Annotated in this window: 20 protein-coding genes and 1 pseudogene; 6 read left to right on the forward strand and 15 right to left on the reverse strand. The window is 64.3% G+C overall.

Translation table 11 applies throughout. The features are described from left to right. Positions 1–22 precede the first annotated feature (22 nt). The 12 genes from IVA80_RS07005 to IVA80_RS07060 all read right to left on the reverse strand — a co-directional run bounded on the left by IVA80_RS07005 (position 23) and on the right by IVA80_RS07060 (position 11,746). Positions 23–613, reverse strand: a complete 591-nt coding sequence (locus tag IVA80_RS07005; protein ID WP_247427135.1) for a thiamine pyrophosphate-dependent enzyme — start codon at positions 611–613, stop codon at positions 23–25. Next, on the reverse strand, positions 613–1,155 hold the full coding sequence (locus tag IVA80_RS07010; protein ID WP_247427139.1) for a thiamine pyrophosphate-binding protein: 543 nt from the start codon (positions 1,153–1,155) through the stop codon (positions 613–615). The genes IVA80_RS07005 and IVA80_RS07010 overlap by 1 nt, the downstream gene beginning before the upstream one ends. Positions 1,156–1,438: 283 nt before the next feature. After that, positions 1,439–2,182 (reverse strand): aspartate/glutamate racemase family protein, encoded by a 744-nt coding sequence (locus IVA80_RS07015; RefSeq protein WP_247427142.1) that lies wholly within the window; start codon positions 2,180–2,182, stop codon positions 1,439–1,441. A gap of 9 nt (positions 2,183–2,191) precedes the next feature. After that, positions 2,192–3,457 carry an FAD-binding oxidoreductase gene (locus tag IVA80_RS07020; RefSeq protein ID WP_247427145.1) on the reverse strand — a complete coding sequence of 422 codons (1,266 nt, stop codon included), beginning with the start codon at positions 3,455–3,457 and terminating at the stop codon, positions 2,192–2,194. A 3-nt stretch (positions 3,458–3,460) separates the two neighbouring features. Then, positions 3,461–5,122: a thiamine pyrophosphate-binding protein gene (locus tag IVA80_RS07025; protein ID WP_247427148.1), complete on the reverse strand. Its 1,662-nt coding sequence runs from the start codon at positions 5,120–5,122 to the stop codon at positions 3,461–3,463. Continuing rightward, positions 5,119–5,385, reverse strand: coding sequence for a hypothetical protein (locus IVA80_RS07030; protein ID WP_247427212.1), 267 nt, complete (start codon positions 5,383–5,385; stop codon positions 5,119–5,121). The genes IVA80_RS07025 and IVA80_RS07030 overlap by 4 nt, the downstream gene beginning before the upstream one ends. A gap of 87 nt (positions 5,386–5,472) precedes the next feature. Further along, positions 5,473–6,660, reverse strand: a complete 1,188-nt coding sequence (uxuA, locus tag IVA80_RS07035; RefSeq protein ID WP_247427198.1) for a mannonate dehydratase — start codon at positions 6,658–6,660, stop codon at positions 5,473–5,475. Positions 6,661–6,777: 117 nt separating this feature from the next. Continuing rightward, positions 6,778–7,827 (reverse strand): L-idonate 5-dehydrogenase, encoded by a 1,050-nt coding sequence (locus IVA80_RS07040; RefSeq protein ID WP_247427151.1) that lies wholly within the window; start codon positions 7,825–7,827, stop codon positions 6,778–6,780. Further along, positions 7,824–9,230, reverse strand: coding sequence for a TRAP transporter large permease (locus tag IVA80_RS07045; RefSeq protein ID WP_247427153.1), 1,407 nt, complete (start codon positions 9,228–9,230; stop codon positions 7,824–7,826). The genes IVA80_RS07040 and IVA80_RS07045 overlap by 4 nt, the downstream gene beginning before the upstream one ends. A 4-nt stretch (positions 9,231–9,234) precedes the next feature. After that, a complete protein-coding gene (locus IVA80_RS07050; RefSeq protein ID WP_247427156.1) occupies positions 9,235–9,813 on the reverse strand; it encodes a TRAP transporter small permease in 579 nt (192 codons plus the stop codon). Positions 9,814–9,888: 75 nt separating this feature from the next. After that, positions 9,889–10,866 (reverse strand): sialic acid TRAP transporter substrate-binding protein SiaP, encoded by a 978-nt coding sequence (locus tag IVA80_RS07055; RefSeq protein WP_247427159.1) that lies wholly within the window; start codon positions 10,864–10,866, stop codon positions 9,889–9,891. A gap of 70 nt (positions 10,867–10,936) precedes the next feature. Beyond that, on the reverse strand, positions 10,937–11,746 hold the full coding sequence (locus IVA80_RS07060; RefSeq protein ID WP_247427201.1) for a FadR/GntR family transcriptional regulator: 810 nt from the start codon (positions 11,744–11,746) through the stop codon (positions 10,937–10,939). Between the two features lie 145 nt (positions 11,747–11,891). Here IVA80_RS07060 and IVA80_RS07065 point away from each other — a divergent pair, with 145 nt between their 5' ends. Then, positions 11,892–13,376: a mannitol dehydrogenase family protein gene (locus IVA80_RS07065; protein WP_247427163.1), complete on the forward strand. Its 1,485-nt coding sequence runs from the start codon at positions 11,892–11,894 to the stop codon at positions 13,374–13,376. 88 nt (positions 13,377–13,464) lie between these two features. Further along, on the forward strand, positions 13,465–13,872 hold the full coding sequence (locus IVA80_RS07070; RefSeq protein ID WP_247427166.1) for a nuclear transport factor 2 family protein: 408 nt from the start codon (positions 13,465–13,467) through the stop codon (positions 13,870–13,872). Positions 13,873–13,939: 67 nt separating this feature from the next. Here the strand turns inward: IVA80_RS07070 and IVA80_RS07075 are convergent, their stop codons facing one another. Next, the gene (locus IVA80_RS07075) at positions 13,940–14,656 is read right to left on the reverse strand and encodes an HAD family hydrolase (RefSeq protein WP_247427204.1); all 717 of its coding nucleotides are present in this window, start codon (positions 14,654–14,656) and stop codon (positions 13,940–13,942) included. A gap of 146 nt (positions 14,657–14,802) precedes the next feature. Here IVA80_RS07075 and IVA80_RS07080 point away from each other — a divergent pair, with 146 nt between their 5' ends. Then, on the forward strand, positions 14,803–15,651 hold the full coding sequence (locus IVA80_RS07080) for an SDR family oxidoreductase (protein ID WP_247427169.1): 849 nt from the start codon (positions 14,803–14,805) through the stop codon (positions 15,649–15,651). Positions 15,652–15,773: 122 nt separating this feature from the next. Further along, complete coding sequence (locus tag IVA80_RS07085) at positions 15,774–17,039, forward strand: serine hydrolase domain-containing protein (protein ID WP_247427172.1); 1,266 nt, start codon at positions 15,774–15,776, stop codon at positions 17,037–17,039. Between the two features lie 112 nt (positions 17,040–17,151). On the opposite strand, the gene IVA80_RS07090 is transcribed toward IVA80_RS07085, so the two are convergent. Then, positions 17,152–18,039 carry a dienelactone hydrolase family protein gene (locus IVA80_RS07090; RefSeq protein WP_247427175.1) on the reverse strand — a complete coding sequence of 296 codons (888 nt, stop codon included), beginning with the start codon at positions 18,037–18,039 and terminating at the stop codon, positions 17,152–17,154. Between the two features lie 600 nt (positions 18,040–18,639). Here IVA80_RS07090 and IVA80_RS07095 point away from each other — a divergent pair. Then, positions 18,640–19,009 (forward strand): annotated as a pseudogene (locus tag IVA80_RS07095) (helix-turn-helix domain-containing protein). An 11-nt stretch (positions 19,010–19,020) separates the two neighbouring features. Here the strand turns inward: IVA80_RS07095 and IVA80_RS07100 are convergent. Continuing rightward, positions 19,021–19,953 (reverse strand): hypothetical protein, encoded by a 933-nt coding sequence (locus tag IVA80_RS07100; protein ID WP_247427178.1) that lies wholly within the window; start codon positions 19,951–19,953, stop codon positions 19,021–19,023. A 1,761-nt stretch (positions 19,954–21,714) separates the two neighbouring features. Between IVA80_RS07100 and IVA80_RS07105 the strand changes: the two genes are divergently transcribed. After that, complete coding sequence (locus IVA80_RS07105) at positions 21,715–22,779, forward strand: 2-dehydropantoate 2-reductase (protein ID WP_247427181.1); 1,065 nt, start codon at positions 21,715–21,717, stop codon at positions 22,777–22,779. Positions 22,780–23,383: the final 604 nt, after the last annotated feature.

Raw genomic sequence — 23,383 nt, forward strand, 5'->3', positions numbered from 1 at the left:
GTTGCCGGGTGAGAAGCCCGGCTCAGGCCGCCGCGAAGCCGAGATGAGCACGGAACCGGTTCTTGATAAAGACGGCATCGCGCGAGGGCAGCGAGCGCGGCGGATTTTCCGCCAAAACCTTGACGACAAAAAGCCGCGGGCCATCGGACGGCTCGGCGATTTGCGCGGCGAGGCGTTGCACCGCCTCAAGCGTTCGCGCGGTCCCTACCGCGGCAAAGCCGCAAGCGGCGGCAATTGCCGTGAGATCAACGCCGCGGCCGGTGTGGCTCGCCTGCATCCCGGTCTCGCCGAAATGCTGGTTGTCGATCACGACAATGTCGAGATTGCGCGGACGCGCGACGCCGATGGTGGCGAGGCCGCCGAGCCCCATCAACTGCTCGCCGTCGCCGGTCAAGGCGAGGACGCGCTTTCCCGGCTGGGCTTGCGCGAGCCCGAGCCCGATCAGCGCGGCGCCGCCCATCGCGCCCCAGAGATAAAAATTGCCGTCGTGATCCCCGACGGAATGCAGATCGTAGGTGGGCGAGCCGAGGCCGGAGACGACCAGCATGTCCTTGCGATCCTTCAGGAGCGCGGCGACAGCGGCGCGACGATCGAGTTGAGCTTGCATTGGCATCACCACTTCTTCTTGCCGATCAGGCGCTGCCCGATCAGAACCGCGATCTGCTGGTCTGAATCGTAGGCGAGCGACGCCGCCGATTCGACGGTCTCGACCAGGTCCTCCGGCGTCTCCGCGCGCATCACCTTCAGCCCGATCGCCTCCAGGGATGGCTGCGTCGCCCGGCTCATCGGCACCTGCCACGGATTGAACTCGGCCCATTCGCCGCGCATCGTCACCAGCATCAGAAGCGGAAATCGCCCGATCGCCGACAGCGACAGCATGTTGATGCAATTGCCGACCCCGCTCGACTGCATCAGCAACACGCTGCGCTGGCCGCCGAGCCAGGCGCCGGCGGCGATCGCGACGCCCTCCTCCTCGGTCGTCAGCACATTTGTCGTGACGTCGCTGTCGGCCGAAAACAGGCGGATGAGCTGGCTGTGGCCGGCATCGGGCACATAGGACATCTGCCGGACGTCGGCGGCTTTGAGGATGCGGTACAGCTGGGACGGCCAGTCGTCACTTGTGCGCGTGTCGAGATTCGGTTGAGGGCTGTGCACCACTTGTCTCCGTGAGATTCGAGCAGCACGCTAGCGATTATTGCGCGCGAAGGCTCTGACCGTCCAGCATGACCAGATATCGAGGAATTGTATAGCTGCGGCAAAAGTGGGATGCACATTGCAACGCCCTCTCCCCTTGTGGGCCCACAAGGGGAGAAGGGAGGACCGTCGCTTTGGCTTGCAGCTCAGTTCACCGAAGACTTCGTCGTCGCCGGCATATAGATCTGCGCTTAGCCTTCCTCGATCGCGGAGGTGATGCGGTCGATAGGCAGCTTCTTGACCTCTAGCCAAACCGGCGCGGGCGTAGCCCGGCATGAAACCACGTGATCATCGAATAGATGTCGTAGACGGGAAGCCCGACCTCGGCCTGCAAGGCCGCCGCATAAGGCGGCATGTTGGTGCATTCGAGCACGATGGCGCCGACGTCGGGGTTCTTCGCGACCAGTTGCTTGCCGGCCTCGACCACATCGCGCTCGGCTTGCGCGATGTCCATGTCGTCTTTCTCGGCCTTGATCAGGACACGGAAGAACTCCTTGCCGTTCTCGGTGCCGACCAGCGGCGTATCGAGCGGCACGCCGGCGCCTTCGAGATGAGCCGGCGTCAAGGTCGAGCCCGACACCGTGACGAGGCCGACGCGCTTGCCCGGCGGCAAGGTCGCCTGCACCCACGGCACCTGCATCAGCGACGAGGTCGCAACGGGAACGCCGACGGCGGCCGCGATCTCCTTCTGGAACAGCGAGAGGAAGCCGCAATTGGTGGTGATGGCTTCAGCCCCCAGCCGCACCAGATCCTTGGCCGCATCGATGAAATCGGGCAGCAGGCCGGCGGCGCCGTTCAGCACCACTTTCTCCGGCGAGGCGCCGCTCACCACACGATAGAGCACCGGGAACGGCCAGGTCGTGCCGTTGCCCATGTCGCCGGGAATGCGAGGGAAGCGCGCTTCCAGCATCAAGATGCCGAGCGGCGCGCCATAGATGGCCTTGCCGCCGCGGGCGATGCGAGAGGACGAGTTGGCTGGTGAGGTCATGGTGCGATCTCAGAGGAAGCGAGTGGGCGCGAACGGCGCCAGCGGAATCTCCGGCGGCTTGCCGCTCAGAAGCTGCGCGACGAGACGGCCGGTGCGAGCCGAGCCGACCAGACCGACATGGCCGTGGCCGAAGGCGTAGACGATGTCGCGCGAGGCGCGTGCATGGCCGATACAGGGAAGCCCATCCGGCATGCTCGGGCGATGACCAAACCAGGTCTTGATGCGCGAGGCCGGGATGTCCTTCGGCAGTTTTGGGAACATGCTGAAGAGATGGTTGCGTAAAATGTCGGCGCGTTTCCAGTTCGGCGCGGCCTCGAGGCCCGCAATCTCGACCGTGCCGGCAGCGCGCAGGCCCTTGTCGGTCCAGTTCACCACCATCCTGGCATCGGACGCCATCATCGAGCTGCGCGGACCCGATTCCGGGTTCTCGATCATGACGTGATAGCCGCGTTCGGTCTCGAGCGGCAGCGGATCGCCGACCGAGGCGGTGAGCCGCTTCGAATGCGCGCCCGCGGCGATTACCGCGGCGTCGCAAGGAATTTCGCCGGTATCGGTGATGATCGCAACGAGCTTGTTGCCGGAGAGCTTGAGGCCCGTCACCTTGGCGCGCACCAGCTTCGCGCCGCTCGCCAGCGCATGATTGGCAAGCGCCGCAACGTAAGCGCCGGGATCGCGGCAGCGGCCGGCTTCCTCAACCACCACGCCAAACGTGTAGCGCGGGTGCAGGTCCGGCTCGCGCTGACGCATCTCGTCGGCGGACAGCTCCAGCCATTCGACGCCGACCCGTTTGCGAAGCCGCCAGCCGAGATCGTTGTCAAAATTGCCACGCGACGGGAAGACATGCATCACGCCGTTGCGCTCGACGAGCTCAGGCACGCCCGCTTCCTCTGCGAGCTTTTTGTGCAGGAGCGGCGCGTCCTTGAGGAGGTCACGCAGCGCAAACGCCGTCTTTTCAACGCGCGCTTCGGTCCAGCCCGAGAGCAGATACTTGATCAGCCAGGGCAAGGCTTTCAGCAAGTAAGACCAGCGGATCGCCAGCGGTCCGAGCGGGTCCATCAGATAGAACGGCACCTTCTTCCAGATCCCCGGCTCGGCCGGCGGGATCACCGAATGCGAGGAGAGCCAGCCGGCATTGCCGTAGCTCGCCGCCTGTTCGCCACCGGGCTCGCCCGGGTCGATCAGCGTGACGCGATGACCCTCACGCAGTGCCTCGATGGCGCTGATCACGCCGACCGCGCCGGCCCCGATGATGGCGACGTGGCGGCCTTCCGGCATCGCTTACGCCTTCACTGCGGGTGTAAAATCCTTGCCGACCGAGATCGCGCGCGGATCGATGATGCAGTGGAGGATCGACGGTTTTCCTGACGCAAGCGCGCGCTCGAACGCCGGCGCGAACTCTTCCGTGCGCTCGACGCGCTCGCCATGACCGCCGAACGCTTTTGCGTACATCGCAAAGTCCGGATTCTTGAGCTGGGTGCCCACCACCCGGCCGGGATAGTCGCGCTCCTGGTGCATGCGGATGGTGCCGTATTGCGAATTGTCGACGACGATGACCACCAGCGGCGCATCGTACTGCACGGCAGTCGCGAATTCCTGGCCGTTCATCAGGAAGCAGCCGTCGCCGGCAAAGGCGACGACGGTCCGATCCGGATATTGCCGCTTGGCAAGCACCGCCGCAGGGACGCCGTAGCCCATTGAACCCGAGGTCGGTGCAAGCTGTGAGGCAAAGCTGTGGAAGCGGTGATGACGATGGATCCAGCCGGCATAATTGCCGGCGCCGTTGCAGACGATCGCGTCCTTCGGCAGGCGGTCGCGTAGCCAGGTCATGACCTGGCCATACTGGAACGTGCCCGGCAGCTCGCGCGCCTTGTCGGTCCAGGCGAGATAATCGGCGTGCGCCTTTGCCGCCTCGTCCTTCCAGGCGACCGTCGCGGCGGGCTTCAGCGTCTCGACGGCGGCGGCGAATGCAGCGGGCGTCGCCTGGATCGCGAGCTCAGGCTGATAGATGCGGCCAAGCTCTTCCGAGCCGGGATGCACATGGATCAGCTTCTGCTGCGGGGTCGGAATGTCGAGCAGCGTGTAGGACGAGGACGGCATCTCCGACATGCGGCCGCCGATGAGCAGAATGACATCGGCGCCATCGATGCGCGCCTTCAATCCCGGGCTCGGCCCGATGCCGAGATCGCCGGCATAGTGCGAATGATCGGCGTCGATGAGCGACGCCCGCCGGAACGAGGTCGCGACCGGCAGGTCGAAGCGTTCGGCGAAGCGCGCGATGCTCCTGGTCGCTTCATCGGTCCAGCGCGAGCCGCCGAGAATGACGAGCGGCGCCTTGGCGCTCGCGAGCATGGCGCTGACGCGCTCGATATCTGATGGCGCGGGCCAGCTCACGGCCGGTTCGATGCGCATGGCATCGGCGACGGCTGCAGTCTCGGTCAGCATGTTCTCCGGCAGCGAGATCACCACGGGGCCCGGTCGGCCCTGCATGGCGACGCGGAAGGCGCGTGCGACCAGCTCCGGAATGCGGTCGGGGCGGTCAATCTCGACGGCCCATTTCGCCATGGTGCCGAACACCGCCTTGTAGTCGAGCTCCTGGAACGCCTCGCGCTCGCGCATGCCGGTATCGACCTGGCCGACGAACAGGATCATCGGCGTCGAGTCCTGCATCGCGATGTGGACGCCGTGGCTGGCATTGGTGGCGCCGGGGCCACGGGTGACGAAGCAGATTCCGGGGCGGCCGGTAAGCTTGCCATAGGCCTCCGCCATCATCGCAGCGCCGCCTTCGGCGCGGCAGATCATGACGTCGATCGCGCTGTCATGGAGCGCATCGAGCGCCGCGAGGTAGCTCTCGCCCGGCACGCAGGTGACGCGCTCGACGCCTTGGGCGACGAGCTGATCGATCAGGATCTGGCCTCCGGTGCGGGTGTTGCGAATGGTCATGACAGCTCCATGCAGGCTTTGGCGATGCGCTCGGTAGCTTCGCGCAAGTTTTGTTCCGAGGTGGCGTAGGACAGGCGGAAATAAGGTGCAAGGCCGAAACAGCTGCCCGGCACCACTGCAAACGCAGCTCTGCATTCTCCCGGCGCATTTTGCCCGAGTTTTACGCTTCTCTTCATATCCTCTTTGGAGAGGCAGGCGTGCGCGTAGGCGATGTTTTCTGCGTCATTCCGGGGCGCGCCTCTTGGCGCGAACCCGGAATCCATTTTGCGGCGTTGCCTGCTGCCCGATGGATTCCGGGTTCGCGCTTCGCGCGCCCCGGAATGACGGCTCCCCAGCTGATGCGCCGCCTGCTATTGATGCTCGATCGCGCGGATCGCGCCACGGAGCTCGGCGAGGCCGCGCAGGCGGCCGATCGCGGTGTAGCCGGGATTGGTGCGCTTGGTGGCCGCGAGATCGTCGAGCATGCGGTGGCCGTGATCGGGACGGAACACGATTTTCTTGTCAGGCGAGCGCCGCGCGTTCTCCTTCAAGAGGGCCTTCAGCACCGCGACCATGTCGACGTCGCCGTCGAAATGATCGGACTCGTAGAAGGACAGGCCGTCGGCCTCACGCCTGGTCGCGCGCAGATGCGCAAAAGCTATGCGCGGGCCGAAGCGCTCGGCCATCGCAGGCAGATCGTTCCCGGCGCGCACGCCGAGCGAGCCCGTGCACAGGCAGATGCCGTTGGCCTTGGACGGCACGGCATCGAACAGCGCCTGGTAGTCGTCAGCGGTCGAGGCAATGCGCGGCAGGCCAAACAGCGGCCGCGGCGGATCGTCGGGATGCAGCGTCAGGGAGACGCCGAGCTGCTCGGCGACTGGCGCGACGCGGCCCAGGAATTCGGCGAGATGCCGGCGCAGGATGTCCCGTGTGATGTCGCGGTATTGCTCCAGCCGGTCGCGGAATTGCGGGAGCGTCATCGGCTCGGTGGTCGAACCCGGCAGCGCACTGGCGATGACCATGATGAGATAGTCGATATCGGCCTGGCTCATCTTCTCGAAGAGCTTGTTCGCACGCGCCTGCTGCTCCGGCGAATATTCCTGAAGCGCGGCCGGGCGCTTGAGGATATGCAGCTCGAACGCCACAAAACGGTCCTGGTCGAAACGCATGGCGCGGGCGCCGTTCGGCAGCTCCCATTCGAGATCGGTGCGGCACCAGTCGACCACGGGCATGAAGTTGTAGCAGATGATCTTGATGCCGGCGGCGGCCACGGCCTCGAGGCTTGCGATCCAAGCCTCGATCGAGGCCGTCGCCTTGCCACCGAGCCGCTTCACGTCATCCGGGATCGGGACCGATTCCACCACCGACCAGGTCAAGGGCGAGCGGCCAGGCTGGCCGTGCTCGATAAAATTCTTGCGCTCCTCGACCGCCTTGCGCGTCCAGGCCTCGCCGATCGGTACGTGATGTAGCGCCGAGACGATATCCGTCGCGCCGGCCTGCCTGACGTCATCCAGCGACACGGGATCATCGGGCCCGTACCAGCGCCATCCCTCTAGCATCATGTGCGTTCTCCAGGAGCGTTTTCGAGCGAAGCGGACACCGGTTCGCGAAAAGAAAACGCGTCAAAACAAGAATCTGGAGCCCCGTTCCGATTTCATCGGAACGGGGCTCTAGGGTCAGTTCGCAGTCAGCACGACTTTGACGCTCTGCGAGCGGTCGAGTGCGAGCCGCAGCGCCTCCGGCGCGGTCGACAGCGGCCGCTCGGCGGTGACCAGCGACAGCACGTCGACGCCACCTGCAGCGATCAGCTCCACCGCCGTCATGAACTCGAGCCCGAAGCGGAACGAGCCGCGCAGGTCGATCTCCTTGGCCATCACCGCGTTGGCCGGCACCGGAATCTGCCCGCCGGGCAGATTGCCGATCTGCACCACCGTGCCGCCGCGCCTGACGATGCCGATCGCGCTGGCAAGGCCCGCGGCCGTGCCCGAAACCTCGAAAGCGACGTCGTAGGGACGCGAAGCAGCCTGGGCCTTCAGGCCCTCGTCCCCGGCCCCGACGTTCTCGACGTGAGAGGCGCCGAGCCGGCTTGCGAAGGCCAGCGGCGCCGGCGCGATGTCGGCCACGGTGATGTCGGCCATGCCGGCGCGATGCGCGGCGAGCATGGTCAGGAGCCCGATCGGGCCGGCACCAAAGATGATGCCGCGCTTGCCTTCGATGTTGCCGGCGCGCGCGACCGCGTGCAGGCAGACCGCGAGCGGCTCGGCCAGAGCCGCAGCCTGGTAGGACACGTGGTCCGGAATCTTGACGCACTGCGCCGGGATCGCGTCGAAATAATTGGCAAAGCCGCCCTGCATGTGCGGCGTCTTCGAGGCCGAGCCCATGAAGTAGATGTTCTCGCAGAGGTTCGGCCGTCCCTCACGGCAGGCGACGCAATGACCGCACCAGCGCGACGGATTGACGGCGACGCGGTCGCCGACCGTCAAACCAGCTGCGGAACCGGAGATTTCCACGATTTCGCCCGAGATCTCATGACCAAGAACCAGCGGCGATTTCACCACGAAATCGCCGGTCCGGGCGTGGCGGAAATAGTGCATGTCCGAACCGCAGATGCCGCCGGCGCCGAAGCGGATGCGCACCATGCCCGATGCCAGCTTGTCGAGCGGATGCTCGACCATGCGCAGATCTTCGGGGCCGAACAGGGTTGCGGCGAGAGCTGAGGAGGTCATTTGGAAAGTCCCATGTATTTTGGCAGCCAGAGAGTCAGTTCGGGAATGTAGGTGATCGCGATCAGCGCGAGCATCAGCGGCACCAGCCAGGGCAGGATCGCCACCGTCGTGCGCTCGACCGAGAGCTTCGCCACGCGGGCAAGCACGAACAGCACCATGCCGAGCGGCGGGTGCAACAGGCCGATCATCAGGTTCAACGTCATGATCAGACCGAAATGGATCGGATCGATGCCGAGCTTGAGCACGATCGGCAGCAGGATCGGCACCAGGATGGTGATCGCCGCGGTGGTGTCGATGAAGCAGCCGACGAACAGGATCAGGACGTTGGCGAGCGCCAGGAACACCCATTTGTTGTGCGTGATGCTGAGCATCCAGTCCGAAAGCAGCTGGGCTGCATGCGACACCGTGAGGAGCCACGCAAAGATCGAGGCAGCGGTGACGATGAACAGCACCGAGGCCGTGGTCTCGATGGTGTCGAAAGTCGCCTTCGCCACCGTCTTCAGCGTCATGGTGCGATAGCGCACGAGACCGAGGAACAGCGACCAGATCACCGCGGCAACTGCGGCCTCCGTCGGCGTGAACCAGCCGAGCGTCATGCCGCCGACAAGGATCACCGGCGCCATCAACGCCATCACGGCGGAGAAATCGAAGTACCAGTCGATCGCGAGCAGCACGACCAAGCCAAGGCCAACTGCCCAATTGGTGGAGAGACCGGCAACCGTCAGAAGCCAGACAGCCATCGGGAAGCTCAGCACGATGACGATCTCGAGCCCCGCCGATCCCAATTGCGGCCAGGAGAAAGGCGTATCGCTGCCCCATTTGTTCTTGTGCGCGAAGTAGGTGACGGTCGCCATCATGAACAGCGTGAGGACGATGCCGGGGATGACGCCACCCAGGAACAGCGCGCCGATCGAGACGTTGGCCATCATGCCGTAGATCACGAAGGGCAGCGATGGCGGAATGATCGGGCCGAGCGTCGCGGAGGCCGCAGTGACGCCGACCGAGAACTCGGTCGAGTAGCCGTGGTCCTTCATCGCCTTGATCTCGATGGTGCCGAGGCCGGCGGCGTCCGCGATCGCGGTGCCGGACATGCCGGAGAAGATCACCGAGCCGATGATGTTGACGTGGCCGAGGCCGCCGCGCATCCAGCCGACCAGCGCCACGGCGAATTTATAGATGCGGCCGGTCACGCCGGCGATGTTCATGAGATTGCCGGCCAGGATGAAGAACGGTACGGCGAGCAGCGGGAAGCTCTCGACGCCGGCGATCATGCGCTGCGCCAGCGTGACATCAGGCGTCACGCCGCTGACCAGGATGTAGAGCAGCGACGACGCAGCCATGGCAATCGCCACGGGAAGGCCGAGCAGCATCAGGATGAGAAAGCCTCCAAGCAACAGCAGCATGAAATTATCCTTCCGATCCGTCGTAGGCCCCGGGACGTTCGAGGACCGAGTAGCCCTGCCGCCAGTTTTGCACTGCCACCTGCACCGAGCGTGCGAACATCAGCACGAAGCCGAGCAGCACGGCGTAATAGACGTAATTCTTGGGAAAGTTGATCGTGGTCATCGTCTCTTCGCCGATGATCTGGATGTAGATCCAGACCAGCCGGACCGCATAGCCGAAGAAGGCAATCCGGATCAGGTCGATCACCGTCGACAGTGCGCGGCCCACGAGGTGCGGCAGATAGCGGTAGATGAGATCGACCTGGATGTGCCGCGACAGCCGCACGCACATCGACGCGCCGATGAAGACCACGCCGATCAGGCAGTAGGTCGCAATCTCCTCGGTCCAGGCGTAGCTGTCGTTGAGCACGTAGCGGGTGAAGAACTGGAGGAAGACGGCGAGCGCCATCACCCAGAAGATCGCCAGCGCCACCCAGTCCTCGAAAGCGTAGATGCCGAGATCGACCTTCGGCGTTGCCTCCTCCTCGAAGGTATGGGCGATCTCGTCCCCGGTGATCTGCCGGTGCACTTCGACGCTCGACATGTGGTACTCCCCAAACGACGTGAACGTCATTCCGGAGCAACGCGAAGCGGCGGCCCCGGAATGACGGCTATTGCGTTACTTGACGGCCTGGATCCGCTCCCAGTCGGCCTTGCGATAGCCGAAGGTCTCGAACGGGACGTTCTTCAGCACGATCTCGCGGAACTCGTTCTTGTCGACCTCGGTCACGGTCAGGCCCTTCTCCTTGAAGAAGGCGACAAGCTTGGCTTCGTTCTGCTTGATCTCGTCGGTCGCCTTGGCGGCGGCTTCCTGCGCAACGTCGGTGAAGATCTTCTTGTCCTCATCACTGAGCTTCTTCCAGAGCGCGCCCGCCACCACGGTGTTGAGGTGGTCGACGATGTGGCCGGTCAGCACGATGTGCTTCTGCACCTCGTAGAACTTCTTGGCCTCGATCGTGGTCAGCGGGTTCTCCTGCGCCTCGACGGTGCCGTTCTGGAGCGCGAGATAGACTTCCGCGAACGCGATCGGCGCGGTGTTGGCGCCGCAGGCGCGCGGCATCGCCAGATAGGCCGGCACGTCTGGCACGCGCATCTTCAGGCCTTTCAGATCGGCGCAGGTCTTGATCGGCTTGTTCGACGAGGTCTGGCGCACACCGTAATAGGTCACTGCAACGATGTGGTGGCCGCTCTTGTCCTCATAGCCCTTGGCGAGTTCCTTGAAGATGTCGCTCTTGGTGTAGGCAAGGAGATGATCGGCGTCGCGGAAGGTGTAGGGATAATAGGTCACGCCGATCGGCGGAAAGCTCTTGGCCGCGAAGCTCGAGCCGGAGATGATGATATCGACCGAGCCGAGCGAGAGGCCCTGGTTGATATCGGCTTCCTTGCCGAGTTGGGACGCCGGATAGACGTCGATCGCATAGCGCCCGTTGGTGCGCTTGCCGATCTCCTGCGCGGCCCAGACCGAAGCGGTGTGGAACGGCTCCGAGGTCTCATAGACATGAGCCCATTTGAGCTTGGTCTGCGCCATGCCGGCATTGGTCGTGGCCAGCAGCGTGGCGGCGGACATCGCCGCGGCAATCGTCATCTTCTTCAACATCGACTTTTCCTCCATCGTTCAAGTCTGCTTCTTGTTCACCCGCCCCGAAGTGGATGCGGGCCGCCCAATGTCATCGCCGCCGCGCGTTGCCGTTCTTGGCCTGCATCTTCGGCGCTCGTACTGGTTTTGTCGGCTTGGCCTGAGGCGCCGTCCGGCCCCGCCCGGCGGGCGGGGCTGCGGCGGTCTCTGCGCCGAAATTCTGCGCAAATCGCTCCTGGGAGCGCACCAGATGATCACGCATGGCATCGCGCGCGGCTTGCGGGTCATGCGACGCGATCGCATCGCGGACGGCACGGTGCTCGTCGAGGGCGGTGCGCCAGGTCCCCGGGCTCTCGAAATAATGCGCGAGCTGCGCGAAATAGGGATTGAGACGCTGGTCGAACAGCTCGCCGACCACGCGCACCAGGACGGCATTTCCGAGACTTCCGGCGACCGCGACATGGAACGCGCGGTCATGGATCATCGAGGCCTCGCCGGGATGCTCGACATTCTCCATCGCGAGAAGGGATGCATCGATGCGTGCGAGATCGTCCTTCGTCGCCACGCGCGCGGCCTGCTCGGCGATCGCGCTTTCCAGCAATTCGCGGGCGCGCAAGAGCTCGAACGGACCTTCGATGACAGAAGCGGTTGCGGGCGCTGCGACGGCAGCGGGCTCGATGACATAGATGCCTGAACCGACGCGGATACGGAGGCGGCCTTCGACCTCGAGCGCGATCAGGGCTTCGCGCACCGTCGGCCGCGAGATCTTGAGCTGCTCGGCGAGTTCGCGCTCGGTCGGCAAGCGGCTGCCGACCGCGTACTCGCCGCTGTCGATCAGGCTTCGCAATTGATCGGCGACCTGGCGATAAAGCCGTCTCGCCTCCACAGCTTCCAGCGGCACGCTGGCCTCCCCGAAAAGGGTCACGCAGGGTCGTCTACACCCGCGGCCCGCCAATTTTGGAAAATTGGTCTTACCAATTGACCGAAGCATTGACCGAGGACAGGTGCCATGTCAAGCAACGGCCAAACAAAGGGGAGAGACGACCATGCGGCCTAGTTCAACGCGGCTTGGCCGCGCCAATCTCGACCGGCTGCTACCCAGCGTCCGCCGCCCGGCCTATGACCGTTCGCGCGTCACACCCGGCATCGTGCATCTCGGCCTGGGTGCCTTTCATCGTGCCCATCAGGCGGTCGTCATCGACGACTGCCTTGCCGCCGGCGCCACCGCCTGGGGCATCATCGGCGCAAGCCTGCGCAGTCCGGATACGCGCGACGCCCTCGCTCCGCAGGACCATCTCTACACCGTCGCCGTGCGTGCCGCCGAAGGCACCGGGCACCGCGTGATCGGGGCGCTGCTCGACAGCGTCGTCGCGCGCGAGAACCCGGCAACGCTGGTCGACAGGATGGCCGATCCCGCCATTCGCATCGTCTCGCTCACGGTCACCGAGAAGGGCTATTGCCACACGCCGCAGACCGGCGATCTTGACGAGCGGCATCCGGATATCGTGCACGATCTCAACAATTTTGACGCACCGCGCTCCGCGCCAGGCTTCATCGTCGCTGCGCTGGCGCGCCGGCGGGCGCAGGGGCTCGCGCCCTTCACCGTGCTGTGCTGCGACAATCTCGCCGCCAATGGCCATACCGTGCAGCGGATCGTGACGCAGTTCGCCGCGCTGCGATCGAAGGACCTCGGCAAGTGGATCGCGGATACCGCCACCTTCCCCTCGACGATGGTCGACCGCATCGTGCCGGAGACGAATGATGCCGACCGCGATGCGGTTTCATCCGCGCTCGGCTTGCGCGACGCATGGCCTGTCATGACCGAGCCGTTCACGCAATGGGTGGTCGAGGACCGCTTTTGCGCAGGCCGGCCCGATCTCGCTGCCGCCGGCATCGAACTCGTCACCGACGTCAAGCCGTTCGAGTTGATGAAGCTGCGGCTGCTCAACGCCAGCCATTCAGCGCTGGCCTATCTCGGCTATCTTGCGGGCTACGAGACCATCGCCAACACCATGACGGATCCGCATTTTGCCCGGCTCGCCGCGCAGGTGATGGAAGACGCCGCGATGACGCTGACGATGCCGGCTGGCACTGATCTTGCCGCCTATCGCGCCTCGCTGCTCAAGCGCTTCGCCAACCCGGCGCTGCATCACCGAACCTGGCAGATTGCGATGGACGGTTCGCAAAAGCTTCCGCAGCGCCTGCTCGGCGCGATGCAGGACCGCCTGCTCAAGAACCTGCCTGTCGCAACGCATGCGCTCGCGGTGGCCGGCTGGATGCGTTACGTCACCGCGATCGACGAGCACGGCCGACCGATCGACGTGCGCGATCCCCTTGCCGCCGAGTTGGCCTCGTTGGCGCGTGAGGCCGGTCCGGTCGCCGAACGGCTCGCGCCTGCGCTGCTCGGCGTTGGAAAGGTGTTCGGGCTGCTGGGCGCCGAGCCGCGCCTGCGCGAGGCCGTGACCACCGCGCTCGGCCGACTCTATCAGGATGGCGCGCGTCGGGCGGTGGAAACGCACGTCTCGGCGTGACCACAAAGTGGGCAGCAATGCTGCAATGCGATCAAAATCGACGGAAGTCGCGCTTGATTTTTGCCTGTCATTGCCGCACCCGAGAGGCATGGCAAAGGAAAACAAGGTCATCGCCGCGAATGCGGCGTTTTACGCCGCCTTTTCAACGGGCGACTTCGACGGCATGGAACAGATGTGGGCGGATGACGACGCCATCTCGTGCATCCATCCCGGCTGGCCTGCGATCATCGGGCGGGCCACGGTGATCGGCAGCTGGCGCGATATCCTGCAAAACCCCGAGCGTCCGCAGATCGTTTGTGCCGAACCGCAGGCCATCGTCGACGGCGACAGCGCGCGCGTGCTGTGCATCGAGATCGTCGACGGCACCGCTTTGGCCGCTGCCAACCATTTTCGGCGTGTCGGCGACGGCTGGCGCCTGGTGCATCACCAGTCGAGCCCAATCGCGCAGATTGTCGAGCAGGCTGAAGACGATAGAACGAGCCACCGCGTCCACTGAACGCGGCCGTCACGCCGGCGTGATCTACTGTGCATGGGGTTGTTTTTCAGTTTTTTGTTGTGCGGCCTCATCCAAGCCCCGACAGATCCTCCAGCACACACCGCGCATCAGTGAAATCATCATCCCGGAAGAACATGCTGCGCGTGATCAGAACCGGAATGTCGGCGCGCGAGGCCGCGATCAGGCCATTGGCGGAATCCTCGATCGCGACGCAGTCGGAGGCCTCCAGCTTCAGCCGGGCCAGGGCTTCCAGATAGACGTCCGGCGCGGGTTTCTTGTGCCGGACATCGTCGCCGGCGACGATCGCGTCAAAATCCGCAGCCCAGCGCGTTCCCAGCGCTTGCGACAGCAGCGCATCGATATTGCCGTGCGAGGTGGTGGTCGCAATCGCAAGCCGCTGGCCTCGCGCCTTGGCCGCAGCGAGCAGATCCGCCACGCCCGGCCGCAGCGGGCAGCAGCCGGTCTCGATCAGTTCGGCGTAACGCGCGGACTTGATGCGGTGAAGGGCTGCGATATCCGCATCCGGCAATGGCGGGGCGACCCGCAGCCTTGTGTGGAAGGCGCGCATGCGCTCCTTGCCGCCGGTGACACGCAGCAGGTCCCTGTAGACGGCCCGGTCCCACTCCCAGTCGAGACCGTGGCGAACGAAGGCGTGGTTGAAGGCCTGCCGATGCAACTCTTCCGTCTCGGCCAGCGTACCGTCGACATCGAAGATCAGCGCGGCGGCGCGCCGGATCAACTCCGCGGCATCGCATAGCACTGCGGCCGGCGCTTCTGCCTGCATCACCGACGCCTCCCTCCTGACAAGCGATCATCGCCTGCACTGGCGGGCGAGTAAAATTGCAATATCTTTTGCCGGACCCAAAAATCTCTTATGAGCGAAAGGCGCGCTGCGGCGCGAGCGGGAACTCTGACCAGCACGGGAGACGCATGCGGCTCTTCATCCTTGGCCTCGGCTACAGTGCCCGGCATTTCGTCCGCCGATTCGGCGGCACCTTCTCGCATATCGCCGGCACGGTGCGCGATCCCGGAAAGCGGAGCGACCTTCCCGGCATCGAGGTGCATGCCTTTTCCGGCGGCAGTCCGGCACGCGAGGCGGTGGAGAGAGTCCGCGACGCCGATGTCCTTCTCATATCGATCCCGCCCGGCAGCGCGGGGGATCCCGCAGTTACGGCCTTTGCCGACGCGCTCGCGGGCCGGCGGCGGAAGATCGTCTATCTCTCCACCATCGGCGTCTATGGCGATCACGCCGGCGGATGGGTGGACGAGAGCACACCGCCGCAGGCCACCCTCGACCGCACGCGAATGCGAGTCGCGGCGGAGCAGGCCTGGACGGACACGGCGCGCGGCGATGTCGCGATCCTGCGGCTTGCGGGCATCTACGGCCCCGGCCGCAATGCGCTGGTGATGTTGCGGGCGGGCACGGCCCGGCGCATCATCAAGCCGGGGCAGGTCTTCAACCGCACCCACGCCGACGACATCGCGAGCGCCATCCTGGCGGCGGTGAAGCACAGTGACGGCGGCACCTGGAACGTGTGCGACGACGAGCCGGCTCCGCCGCAGGACGTGATCGCTTATGCGGCAAAGCTGATGAACGTTGCGCCGCCGCCCGAGGAGCCGTTCGAGACCGCCGAGATGTCGGCGATGGCCCGCAGTTTCTATGCCAGCAGCGCCCGTGTCTCCAACGCGAGATTGAAGCGAGATCTCGGCGTCAAGCTGGCCTGCCCGACCTACCGGCACGGCCTCGACGCGCTGTGGCGCACGGGGGAAGGGCGATAGGGTTCGGGCACCTTCGACGCGTCCCAGACTTGCCTTGCCCGCGCTTGACTTCGCGCCGGTGCGGTCGTGATCTAATCACCGAGCGGGCCACTGCATAACGAGCTCGCGCTTGGGAGGATACAATGAAGACGATCGCCATGATCGCGACGGCGGCTGCCGTCATCACGTTCGGCGTAGCGCGCGCCGCACCGCTGCCCGAAACCAATCCCGACGATGTGGGCTTCTCCAAACAGGGCCTTGTCCGGCTCGACGATTTCTTCGCCCGCGAGATCGCCGCCAAGCGCGTGCCCGGCGCCGTCGTGGCGGTGGCGCGGGACGGCAAGCTCGTGCACTACAAGGCCTATGGCATGCTCGATCCGGACAAGGGCACGCCGATGCCTGTCGACGCGATCTTCGCATTGGCCTCGATGACCAAGCCGATGGCGGCGGTCGCTGGCCTGACGTTGATGGAACAGGGCAAACTGCCGCTCCAGGCCAAGCTGTCCGACTATTATCCCGGCTTTGCCGACATGAAGGTCGGCGTTCAGCAGGGCGACGGTTCTTTGAAACTCGAACCGCAGGCGTCACCGATCTTCATTCACGACCTGTACCGACACACGTCCGGTCTGATGTATGGCGGTCGCCCGGACAGCTCCAGCACGCTTGCGCGAGCATATCCGGAAGGCACCGCGCCGGCGATCGAAGGCGACACCCAGGCGTTCATCGACCGCATCACAAAGCTGCCGCTGGCGCATCAGCCGTCGACCGAATTCGAATACGGTTTCTCGATCGACGTGCTCGGCGCTGTCGTCGAGAAGGTCAGCGAGCAGAAGCTCGGCGACTATCTCGCCGCCAATGTCTGGCAGCCGCTCGGGATGAAGGACGCCACCTTCCATCCGACCGACGCACAGCGCCCTCGCCTCGCCCGCCCGTTCGCCAACGATCCGCTGACCGGCAAACCGCAAGCCATCAAGCTTTTGGACACGCCGACAAAATTCGACTGCGGCGGCGCCTGCTCGTTCGCGACCGTCGGCGACTACATCCGCTTTGGACAGATGCTGCTCAACGGCGGCGCGCTCGATGGCCAGCGCATCCTCGGTCCCAAGACCGTGCATCACATGACGATCAATCATCTCGGTCCCGAGATCAAGAACAACGTGGCGAACATCGAGCCGCATCGCGCCGGCTTCGGCTTTGGCCTCGCAGTCGCTGTCCGCACCGGCGAGGGATTGTCGTCGGTCCCCGGCAATCCCGGCGAGTTCACCTGGAACGGCGCGTACGGGACGCAGTTCTTCTGCGATCCCAAGGAGCGTCTCGTGGTGGTGGTGGGAACGGCCGCGCCGGGCGAGCTGCGGAAATATTATCGTGAGCAGGTGCAGGACATCGTCTATGGCGCGATGGTGAAATGAGATCGGCACGCCGCAATAGAAGGAGGGCGGCCGATTGGGCCGCCCTCTTGAATTATTTGAGCATGATCTTGTCGGAAAACCGCTGCACAGTTTTCCGGATCATGCTGCGACGTCAGCTCAACACGCCATATTTCTTGAACCAGGCCTGGGCCTGCTTCCAGGCATCTTCCGCCGCATCCTTGCGGTAGCTGCCGCGGTAGTCGGCATGGAAGCCGTGCGGCGCCCCCGGATAGATCTTGAATTCCGCCGTCTTCTTGTTCTGCTCGAGCGCCGCTTTGAGCTGCTCGACCTGGGCCACGGGAATGCCGGTATCGGCGCCGCCATAGAGGCCGAGCACCGGCGCCTTCATCTCGGGCGCGAGCTGCATCGGGCTCTTCGGCCACAGCGGATTGGGCGCATCGACCGGCGGACCATAGAAGGCGACGCCGGCCTTGAGCGTGCCGCCGTGGGCCGCATATTCCCAGACGGTGCGGCCGCCGCGGCAGAAGCCGATAATGCCGAGCTTGGTGGTATCGCCGCCTTGCGAGCCCGCCCATGCCACGGTCGCATCGAGATCGGACAACAGCTCGGCATCCGGCTTGGCATTGACGACCGGCAGCAGGTCCTTGATATCGCTGATCTTGGTCAGGTCGACGCCCTTGCGGAAGTAATAGTCAGGCGCAATCGCGAATGCGCCGAGCTTGGCCAGGCGCCGTGTCACGTCCTTGATGTATTCGTGCAGGCCGAAAATCTCCATCGCCACGACGATCACCGGCGCCTTGGTGTTGCCGGCGGGGCGAGCGAAATAGGCAGGCATCTCCTCGGAGCCGACCTTGATCCTGGCGTCGCCGGCCTGGAGGCCGCTGGTGTCGGTCGTGATCACCTCGGCACGGACCGGCCCGGCCGCGAGCGTGTAGCCGGCGGCGACGGCCGCGGTGGCGCTCATGAAGCCGCGACGTGAGACCGGGGCGACCTTCGTCAGCCCGACGACGTCGGATGTCATGGTGATTTCGATGCTCATCGGTTCATCCTTCCTGATGCCTGACCCCGATCCTTGAGGCGACGCATTCGTCGACGGTTGCCGGCGAAACGCAAATCACCAGCCTGCGAGCTGTCTGTCAGGAAGTCCGGTATCGGCGACACATGCAGCGCGTTCTGCCTATGGCGATCGTATTTCGGATTTAACCGGCTGGCTGCATTGCAGCCCAATATCCATTAACTGCAACGGGCAGTTCTCTTACCGCCATTTGCACCGCCACGCGTGCCGGCGCTCCGCCTGTTCGCGCGATTCGAAACGTCCTGCGGCAACAAATGGGCTCCGCAGTGGCCGTAACGACACATCATGTTGCTCGCACGCGGCACTTGATCGGAATCTTGCGTGCGACCCTCCGTCATTTGACTGAAATTTTCAGAAGAGTTGAGTCGTGCGATTTACTCGAACTTTCTGTGTGACGCTCTAGTTCCACATCCGAAAGTTCCATCTCCAGAACGGAGAAGCGTCTTCCAAGCGCCGTTGGTCGTCCGCTTCGCGCGAAGCATCGCTCGACAGCTTCGTCTCGCCCGCCCGGATTGCGCGACCAAAGACGCCATTGAATAAAGCTTTATCCGATCCGGACTTGAGATGATTTTAGCTCGCGAAGCGATTGAATTGTTGGGACAGATGGCCCGCATCCTGTGGTTCGAAGGCAGCAAGCATGGCTTGCGCGACCGCGAATGGATGGCCTTGCGCTTTCTCTCCCGCGCCAACCGCTTCTCGCGGACGCCCTCGGCGCTCGCGAGCTACGTCGGCACCACGCGCGGCACCGCCTCTTTCATCATCGGCGAGCTCGAGCGGCTCGGATATCTGCAAGCGATGCATCTTCCTGCGCGAAGATCGCTCCCCCACGGACGGCAAGCCGAACGTCGAGTTCAGCTGCCGCCTGTTTCGCGCGCCGATCGCGGAGGCGGAGGCCGATCTGCTATGCACCAGCTTCGAGCATCACCGCCAGTAGATGGCCTTCGATCACGGCGTCGCCTTGCGTGACGAGTAGATGACACCGCCGCTGGACTCCACCACCAGACGGCCGTTCTCGTTCTTGATTTCTTCGATGCGGCCAAGGCCGGGCACCTGCTGTCCCAGCATGGCCTCAATGACGCCGTTCGGGCCTTGCAGGATCGCAATCCCCTCATAGGCTTGGCGCACCGACCAGCCCTCGACCGCCTTGCGCGGCGCCGACGGAGGAACCGAACCCGTGATCTCGGGCGCGGCAACCGAGGCCATCATCGGCATCGTCTGGGAGGGCGGCTGCGAGGCAACGGCCGCCGGCGCCGGGGCTTGAGCCTGAGCCAGGGCCAGCTTGTCGAGCTTCACCGTCGAGGACGAGCTCACCCGCTCGATACGGTCCAGATTCTCGCCGAACCTGCCGAAGCGATCGTTGGTCGCCTTGCTCGACTGATCGACCGCGGTGCGCAGGCCGTCGAGATTTTCGGACACGCCCGACACCTGCTTGCGCAGCTGCGCGACCGTCTCGCGCAGGTTCCTGATCTCCGTGTTGGCCGCAACGCTGCTCTGGGCGGGCTGCGTGGTCAGATAAGCGATCACACCGGTGCAGGCGCAGACCACCAGGATCGCAGCGATTGCCAATGTTGCGGGCGGCGCGACCCATGTCGGACGCGGCAGCGGCGGCTTGGCCACGATCATTGCCGGCTTGATCACGGTCGGCGCAGGTTTCGGTATCCCCATCTTGTCGAAGCGCGCCTTGGCGCGAATACGCTTCACCCCCTCGAGCGCCTCTTTCGCCAGAGTTTCGTCGTTCGCCGCAGCCGACCCAACCTTTGCATTTGCAGCGGGCTTGGCTGTCCCTGTCGTGTTTGTATCGCGCGCTTCCAGAGCCGCTTTCGCCGCCGCGGAAACATCAGCGGTCGCGTTGGGACGAGCTTGTCCATCGGACAACATGTGAAAATGCTCCGTTCGGTTCGATCTATCGAAGGGTGAAGTTATTTGCCGAAGCTCGCCTGAAACGTGCGTAACGAAAGCTTTTCGTCGCGCATGATACGACGTCACATGAGTCAAAAACGTCATGCGCGTGGCGAGCCAGGGGTGAGGCAGGAGCGCGCGGCCTGACGAAAGACGCGACTTGGCAACACGCGGTGAGATGGGCCCCGGCTCTGCCGCTGCACCCTCGCAGTAGCGCTGCGCTACGTCCGGGGCACGAACACTAAGCTGAGATGCACACTCCCTCCACGTCGTCATTGCGAGCCAACGGGTCCGCGCGTAGCGCGGCCCCGTTGGCTCGCAATGGCGGAGCAAGGGGCCTCGTCACCAACGCGCATCTCACCCGTAGGATGGGTAGAGCGAAGCGAAACCCATCAGGTCTCATCCACGCGGGAGCATGATGGGTTTCGCAAGTGCTCTACCCATCCTACGCCTTCCTCTCGTTTCAACTTCCAGACACAGCTTCGCGCCCTCGCGGCGCAATTTGCCCGAGTTTTGCTTGGTCGCTCCACCCTCTTGAGCCAAGAGAGCGCAGGGAAGACCGGGTGCCGGCTGGCACCCGCGGTCCGCTGCGCGAAAAACACACGCAGAAAAACCGCACAGCAGCATACAGGTGAGCCCAACACACGGCCTTCCCTGCGCGATGGTTGGACGGCTTATGCCGTGCTCTCCCGGGAGCCGAGTTCCTTCTGGCCTCCCTCACCCCAGCGAAAGTCGCCGACACCGCGCCGGTTGACGCAAATGCCGCCTCCGCAAGAGCTTGACCGTAGCAACGACGGCCAGGACCACACGGTTTTGCCGTACGCACGGTTCGCTTGCTCGCCACATTATCTCCCGACGTTGTCGACGTTGCCGGAAGAATGCTGGCGAGACAAACCTGACAGCGCCGTCCGTCCGCGCGAAGCCTCGGGCTCACGGAGAGCAATCCGCCCTGCCCTTAACCTCTCGCGCCCGACGCTGCCGCGTCCACCGCAAGCCCGGCTCGCGAAACGTGACGACACAAGATCGTCCCTCAAGATGAGCCGGGATGCGCGATACATACGCCGTTTCCGAATTTCGGTAAAGTGGAATATTTTCGCGCGCGCGGATTGACAGCTTCGCAGGTGTTTTGCCCGTCGGGTCATGCGGCCAGTCGTGTTGATGGAGCGCGGCGCGATTCGGGAAAGGAGAGCGGTGGTCCGGGTTTTGTAGTTTTTAGTTGCGGCGGCGATTAGATTATAGATTCCGTTTGATGACGGAGCAGGCACAACTATGTGCTCTCAGCGTGAATTCTCATGATAAAACTCAGCGTGAAGCTCATGGCCACATCCAGCGCGCCGCCATCGCGATGCGGCGCAAGGTGCAACGGATTGCCGCTTATCGATGCCGGCTGTCGACGTGGGACCAAAAGCTGACGAGACGAACCATCGGCGCGACTCATCCACACGTCGCCACAAAGTCACAGGGACACTCCGTCATAGGCACACCCGGCGCCCTGCCCGCACTCGATATTTCCGAATTCGGCAAAGTGGAATATCCTGCGAGCGCTCCCGGACAGCTCTCCGCACGATGCACGCTATGGCGGGCAAGTCGCTCCATCGGGCTGGCGAAGATCACTGGCGCCTCCTTGTATCCATTATCCCAGTTGCCATCGCCGGGGACTTCGCTTTACATGCCGGCAATTCGCCCTCGGATGACGGCCGGGGCTCAAAAACCGCACAAGTTTTGTCAAAGGGACGGAATATGGCGCGTAACATCCTGATTCTCGGGGCTTCTTACGGCTCGCTGCTGGGCACGAAGCTGCTGATGGCCGGACACAACGTCACCCTGGTTTGCCGCTCAAAAACGGCAGAGTTGATCAATCGGGACGGTACCGAGGTGCGCATCAAGCTGCGCGACGAGGCGGTGCACCGTGCCATCTTCTCGCGCCGCCTGCCCGGCAAGCTCGATGCAGTGACGCCGGCAAATGTCGACCTCTCCCGCTACGACATGGTCGGCCTTGCGATGCAGGAGCCGCAATACACCAACCATACGGTCCGCGTTCTCATGGTCAAGATCGCTGCGGCGAAGCTGCCGTGCCTGTCGATCATGAACATGCCGCCGCTGCCCTACCTGAAGCGGATCCCCTCCCTCGCAGACATGGATCTTGAGGAGGCCTACACCAACGCGCAAGTGTGGGAGCGCTTCGAGCCGGGCCTGGTGACGCTGTGCTCGCCCGACCCGCAGGCCTTCCGCCCGCCGGAAGAGGCCGCGAACGTGCTTCATGTCGGCCTGCCCACGAATTTCAAGGCGTCGGTCTTCGCAGACGAGAAGCACAACAAGGTGCTGCGCGAGCTCGAAGCCGACATCGACGCGGTGACCCTCGATGACCATGACGTGCCGGTCAAGCTGAAGGTATTCGACTCGCTGTTCGTGCCGCTGGCGAAATGGTCGATGCTGCTCACCGGCAACTACCGCTGCATCACGCCGCACGAGCCGCAATCGATCCGCGACGCCGTGCACGGCGATCTCGCGCGCTCGCAGACGATCTACGACCATGTCGACGCGATCGCCCGCCGCCTCGGCGCCGATCCGCAGGATCAGGTGCCGTTCGCGAAATACGCCAAGGCCGCCGAAAGCCTGCTCAAGCCGTCATCGGCCGCGCGCGCGGTCGCGAGCGGCGCGCCCTTCATCGAGCGCGTCGACCTCCTGGTGAAGCTGATCTCGCATCAGCTCGGCACGCCCAATGCCGAGATCGACCGCACGGTCGAGACCGTGGACCTGAAGCTGAACGAAAAGATCGTGCAGGGCGGATCGGGCGCGCAGTAGCGCCCCCTTTCCGGCGACGTCAGCACTCACGCGCTCAGGAACGATTTGGCGGGATCAGGCCGGTCACTGCAAGAGCGCGACCGGCGCCGATGGGCGTGATCGGGTCGGGATGCCCAGGCGGGCACCGCGGCTGAGCGTCGCGCCCAGTGTCACCCACGCCGCAATCGTAAGTGATCTCGCGCGGCCCTGTTCCCGGTGTGACGCAAACTTAACGAGAGTGATCGCGAATCGTTGATCACGCGATCGTGTCGCCTCCACTTGGTTCCCGCTCTCACTCGCAAACATCACGTGTGCGTGAGACCACGGCAAATTGCCCGTCATGTCTCGACGTGACGCAGCGTGAAAACGCGTTATTTCCGCTCGAGCCGAACCAAAGCGCTCAAAATTCTTCTCCGCCGCGCGCGCAAATGAACTCGCACGCTCGCGCGCGATCCTTCATTTGCGCAAACGCTGCATGCGCATGCGGCAGGCCCGTCTTCTTGTCGCGCGCACAGGGCTGAGTAACGTAACCGTCCGGTGAGGGCCGCGGGATAACCGCGTTGGCGCGGTGGCCCGATCAGGCCGCGGACTGAACAGGGGTTTTCTTCCAGTCCCAAGGCAGCAG

The sequence above is a fragment of the Bradyrhizobium sp. 139 genome (assembly GCF_023074175.1).
GTDB lineage: Bacteria > Pseudomonadota > Alphaproteobacteria > Rhizobiales > Xanthobacteraceae > Bradyrhizobium.

What these genes read in the sequence shown, in the direction of transcription:
- IVA80_RS07005 (WP_247427135.1), bottom strand. Translation starts at nt 613, where the DNA reads ATGCCAATGCAAGCTCAACTCGATCGTCGCGCCGCTGTCGCCGCGCTC.
- IVA80_RS07015 (WP_247427142.1), bottom strand. Translation starts at nt 2,182, where the DNA reads ATGACCTCACCAGCCAACTCGTCCTCTCGCATCGCCCGCGGCGGCAAG.
- IVA80_RS07020 (WP_247427145.1), bottom strand. Translation starts at nt 3,457, where the DNA reads ATGCCGGAAGGCCGCCACGTCGCCATCATCGGGGCCGGCGCGGTCGGC.
- IVA80_RS07025 (WP_247427148.1), bottom strand. Translation starts at nt 5,122, where the DNA reads ATGACCATTCGCAACACCCGCACCGGAGGCCAGATCCTGATCGATCAG.
- IVA80_RS07030 (WP_247427212.1), bottom strand. Translation starts at nt 5,385, where the DNA reads ATGGATTCCGGGTTCGCGCCAAGAGGCGCGCCCCGGAATGACGCAGAA.
- uxuA (WP_247427198.1), bottom strand. Translation starts at nt 6,660, where the DNA reads ATGCTAGAGGGATGGCGCTGGTACGGGCCCGATGATCCCGTGTCGCTG.
- IVA80_RS07040 (WP_247427151.1), bottom strand. Translation starts at nt 7,827, where the DNA reads ATGACCTCCTCAGCTCTCGCCGCAACCCTGTTCGGCCCCGAAGATCTG.
- IVA80_RS07045 (WP_247427153.1), bottom strand. Translation starts at nt 9,230, where the DNA reads ATGCTGCTGTTGCTTGGAGGCTTTCTCATCCTGATGCTGCTCGGCCTT.
- IVA80_RS07050 (WP_247427156.1), bottom strand. Translation starts at nt 9,813, where the DNA reads ATGTCGAGCGTCGAAGTGCACCGGCAGATCACCGGGGACGAGATCGCC.
- IVA80_RS07055 (WP_247427159.1), bottom strand. Translation starts at nt 10,866, where the DNA reads ATGTTGAAGAAGATGACGATTGCCGCGGCGATGTCCGCCGCCACGCTG.
- IVA80_RS07065 (WP_247427163.1), top strand. Translation starts at nt 11,892, where the DNA reads ATGCGGCCTAGTTCAACGCGGCTTGGCCGCGCCAATCTCGACCGGCTG.
- IVA80_RS07070 (WP_247427166.1), top strand. Translation starts at nt 13,465, where the DNA reads ATGGCAAAGGAAAACAAGGTCATCGCCGCGAATGCGGCGTTTTACGCC.
- IVA80_RS07075 (WP_247427204.1), bottom strand. Translation starts at nt 14,656, where the DNA reads ATGCAGGCAGAAGCGCCGGCCGCAGTGCTATGCGATGCCGCGGAGTTG.
- IVA80_RS07080 (WP_247427169.1), top strand. Translation starts at nt 14,803, where the DNA reads ATGCGGCTCTTCATCCTTGGCCTCGGCTACAGTGCCCGGCATTTCGTC.
- IVA80_RS07085 (WP_247427172.1), top strand. Translation starts at nt 15,774, where the DNA reads ATGAAGACGATCGCCATGATCGCGACGGCGGCTGCCGTCATCACGTTC.
- IVA80_RS07090 (WP_247427175.1), bottom strand. Translation starts at nt 18,039, where the DNA reads ATGAGCATCGAAATCACCATGACATCCGACGTCGTCGGGCTGACGAAG.
- IVA80_RS07100 (WP_247427178.1), bottom strand. Translation starts at nt 19,953, where the DNA reads ATGTTGTCCGATGGACAAGCTCGTCCCAACGCGACCGCTGATGTTTCC.
- IVA80_RS07105 (WP_247427181.1), top strand. Translation starts at nt 21,715, where the DNA reads ATGGCGCGTAACATCCTGATTCTCGGGGCTTCTTACGGCTCGCTGCTG.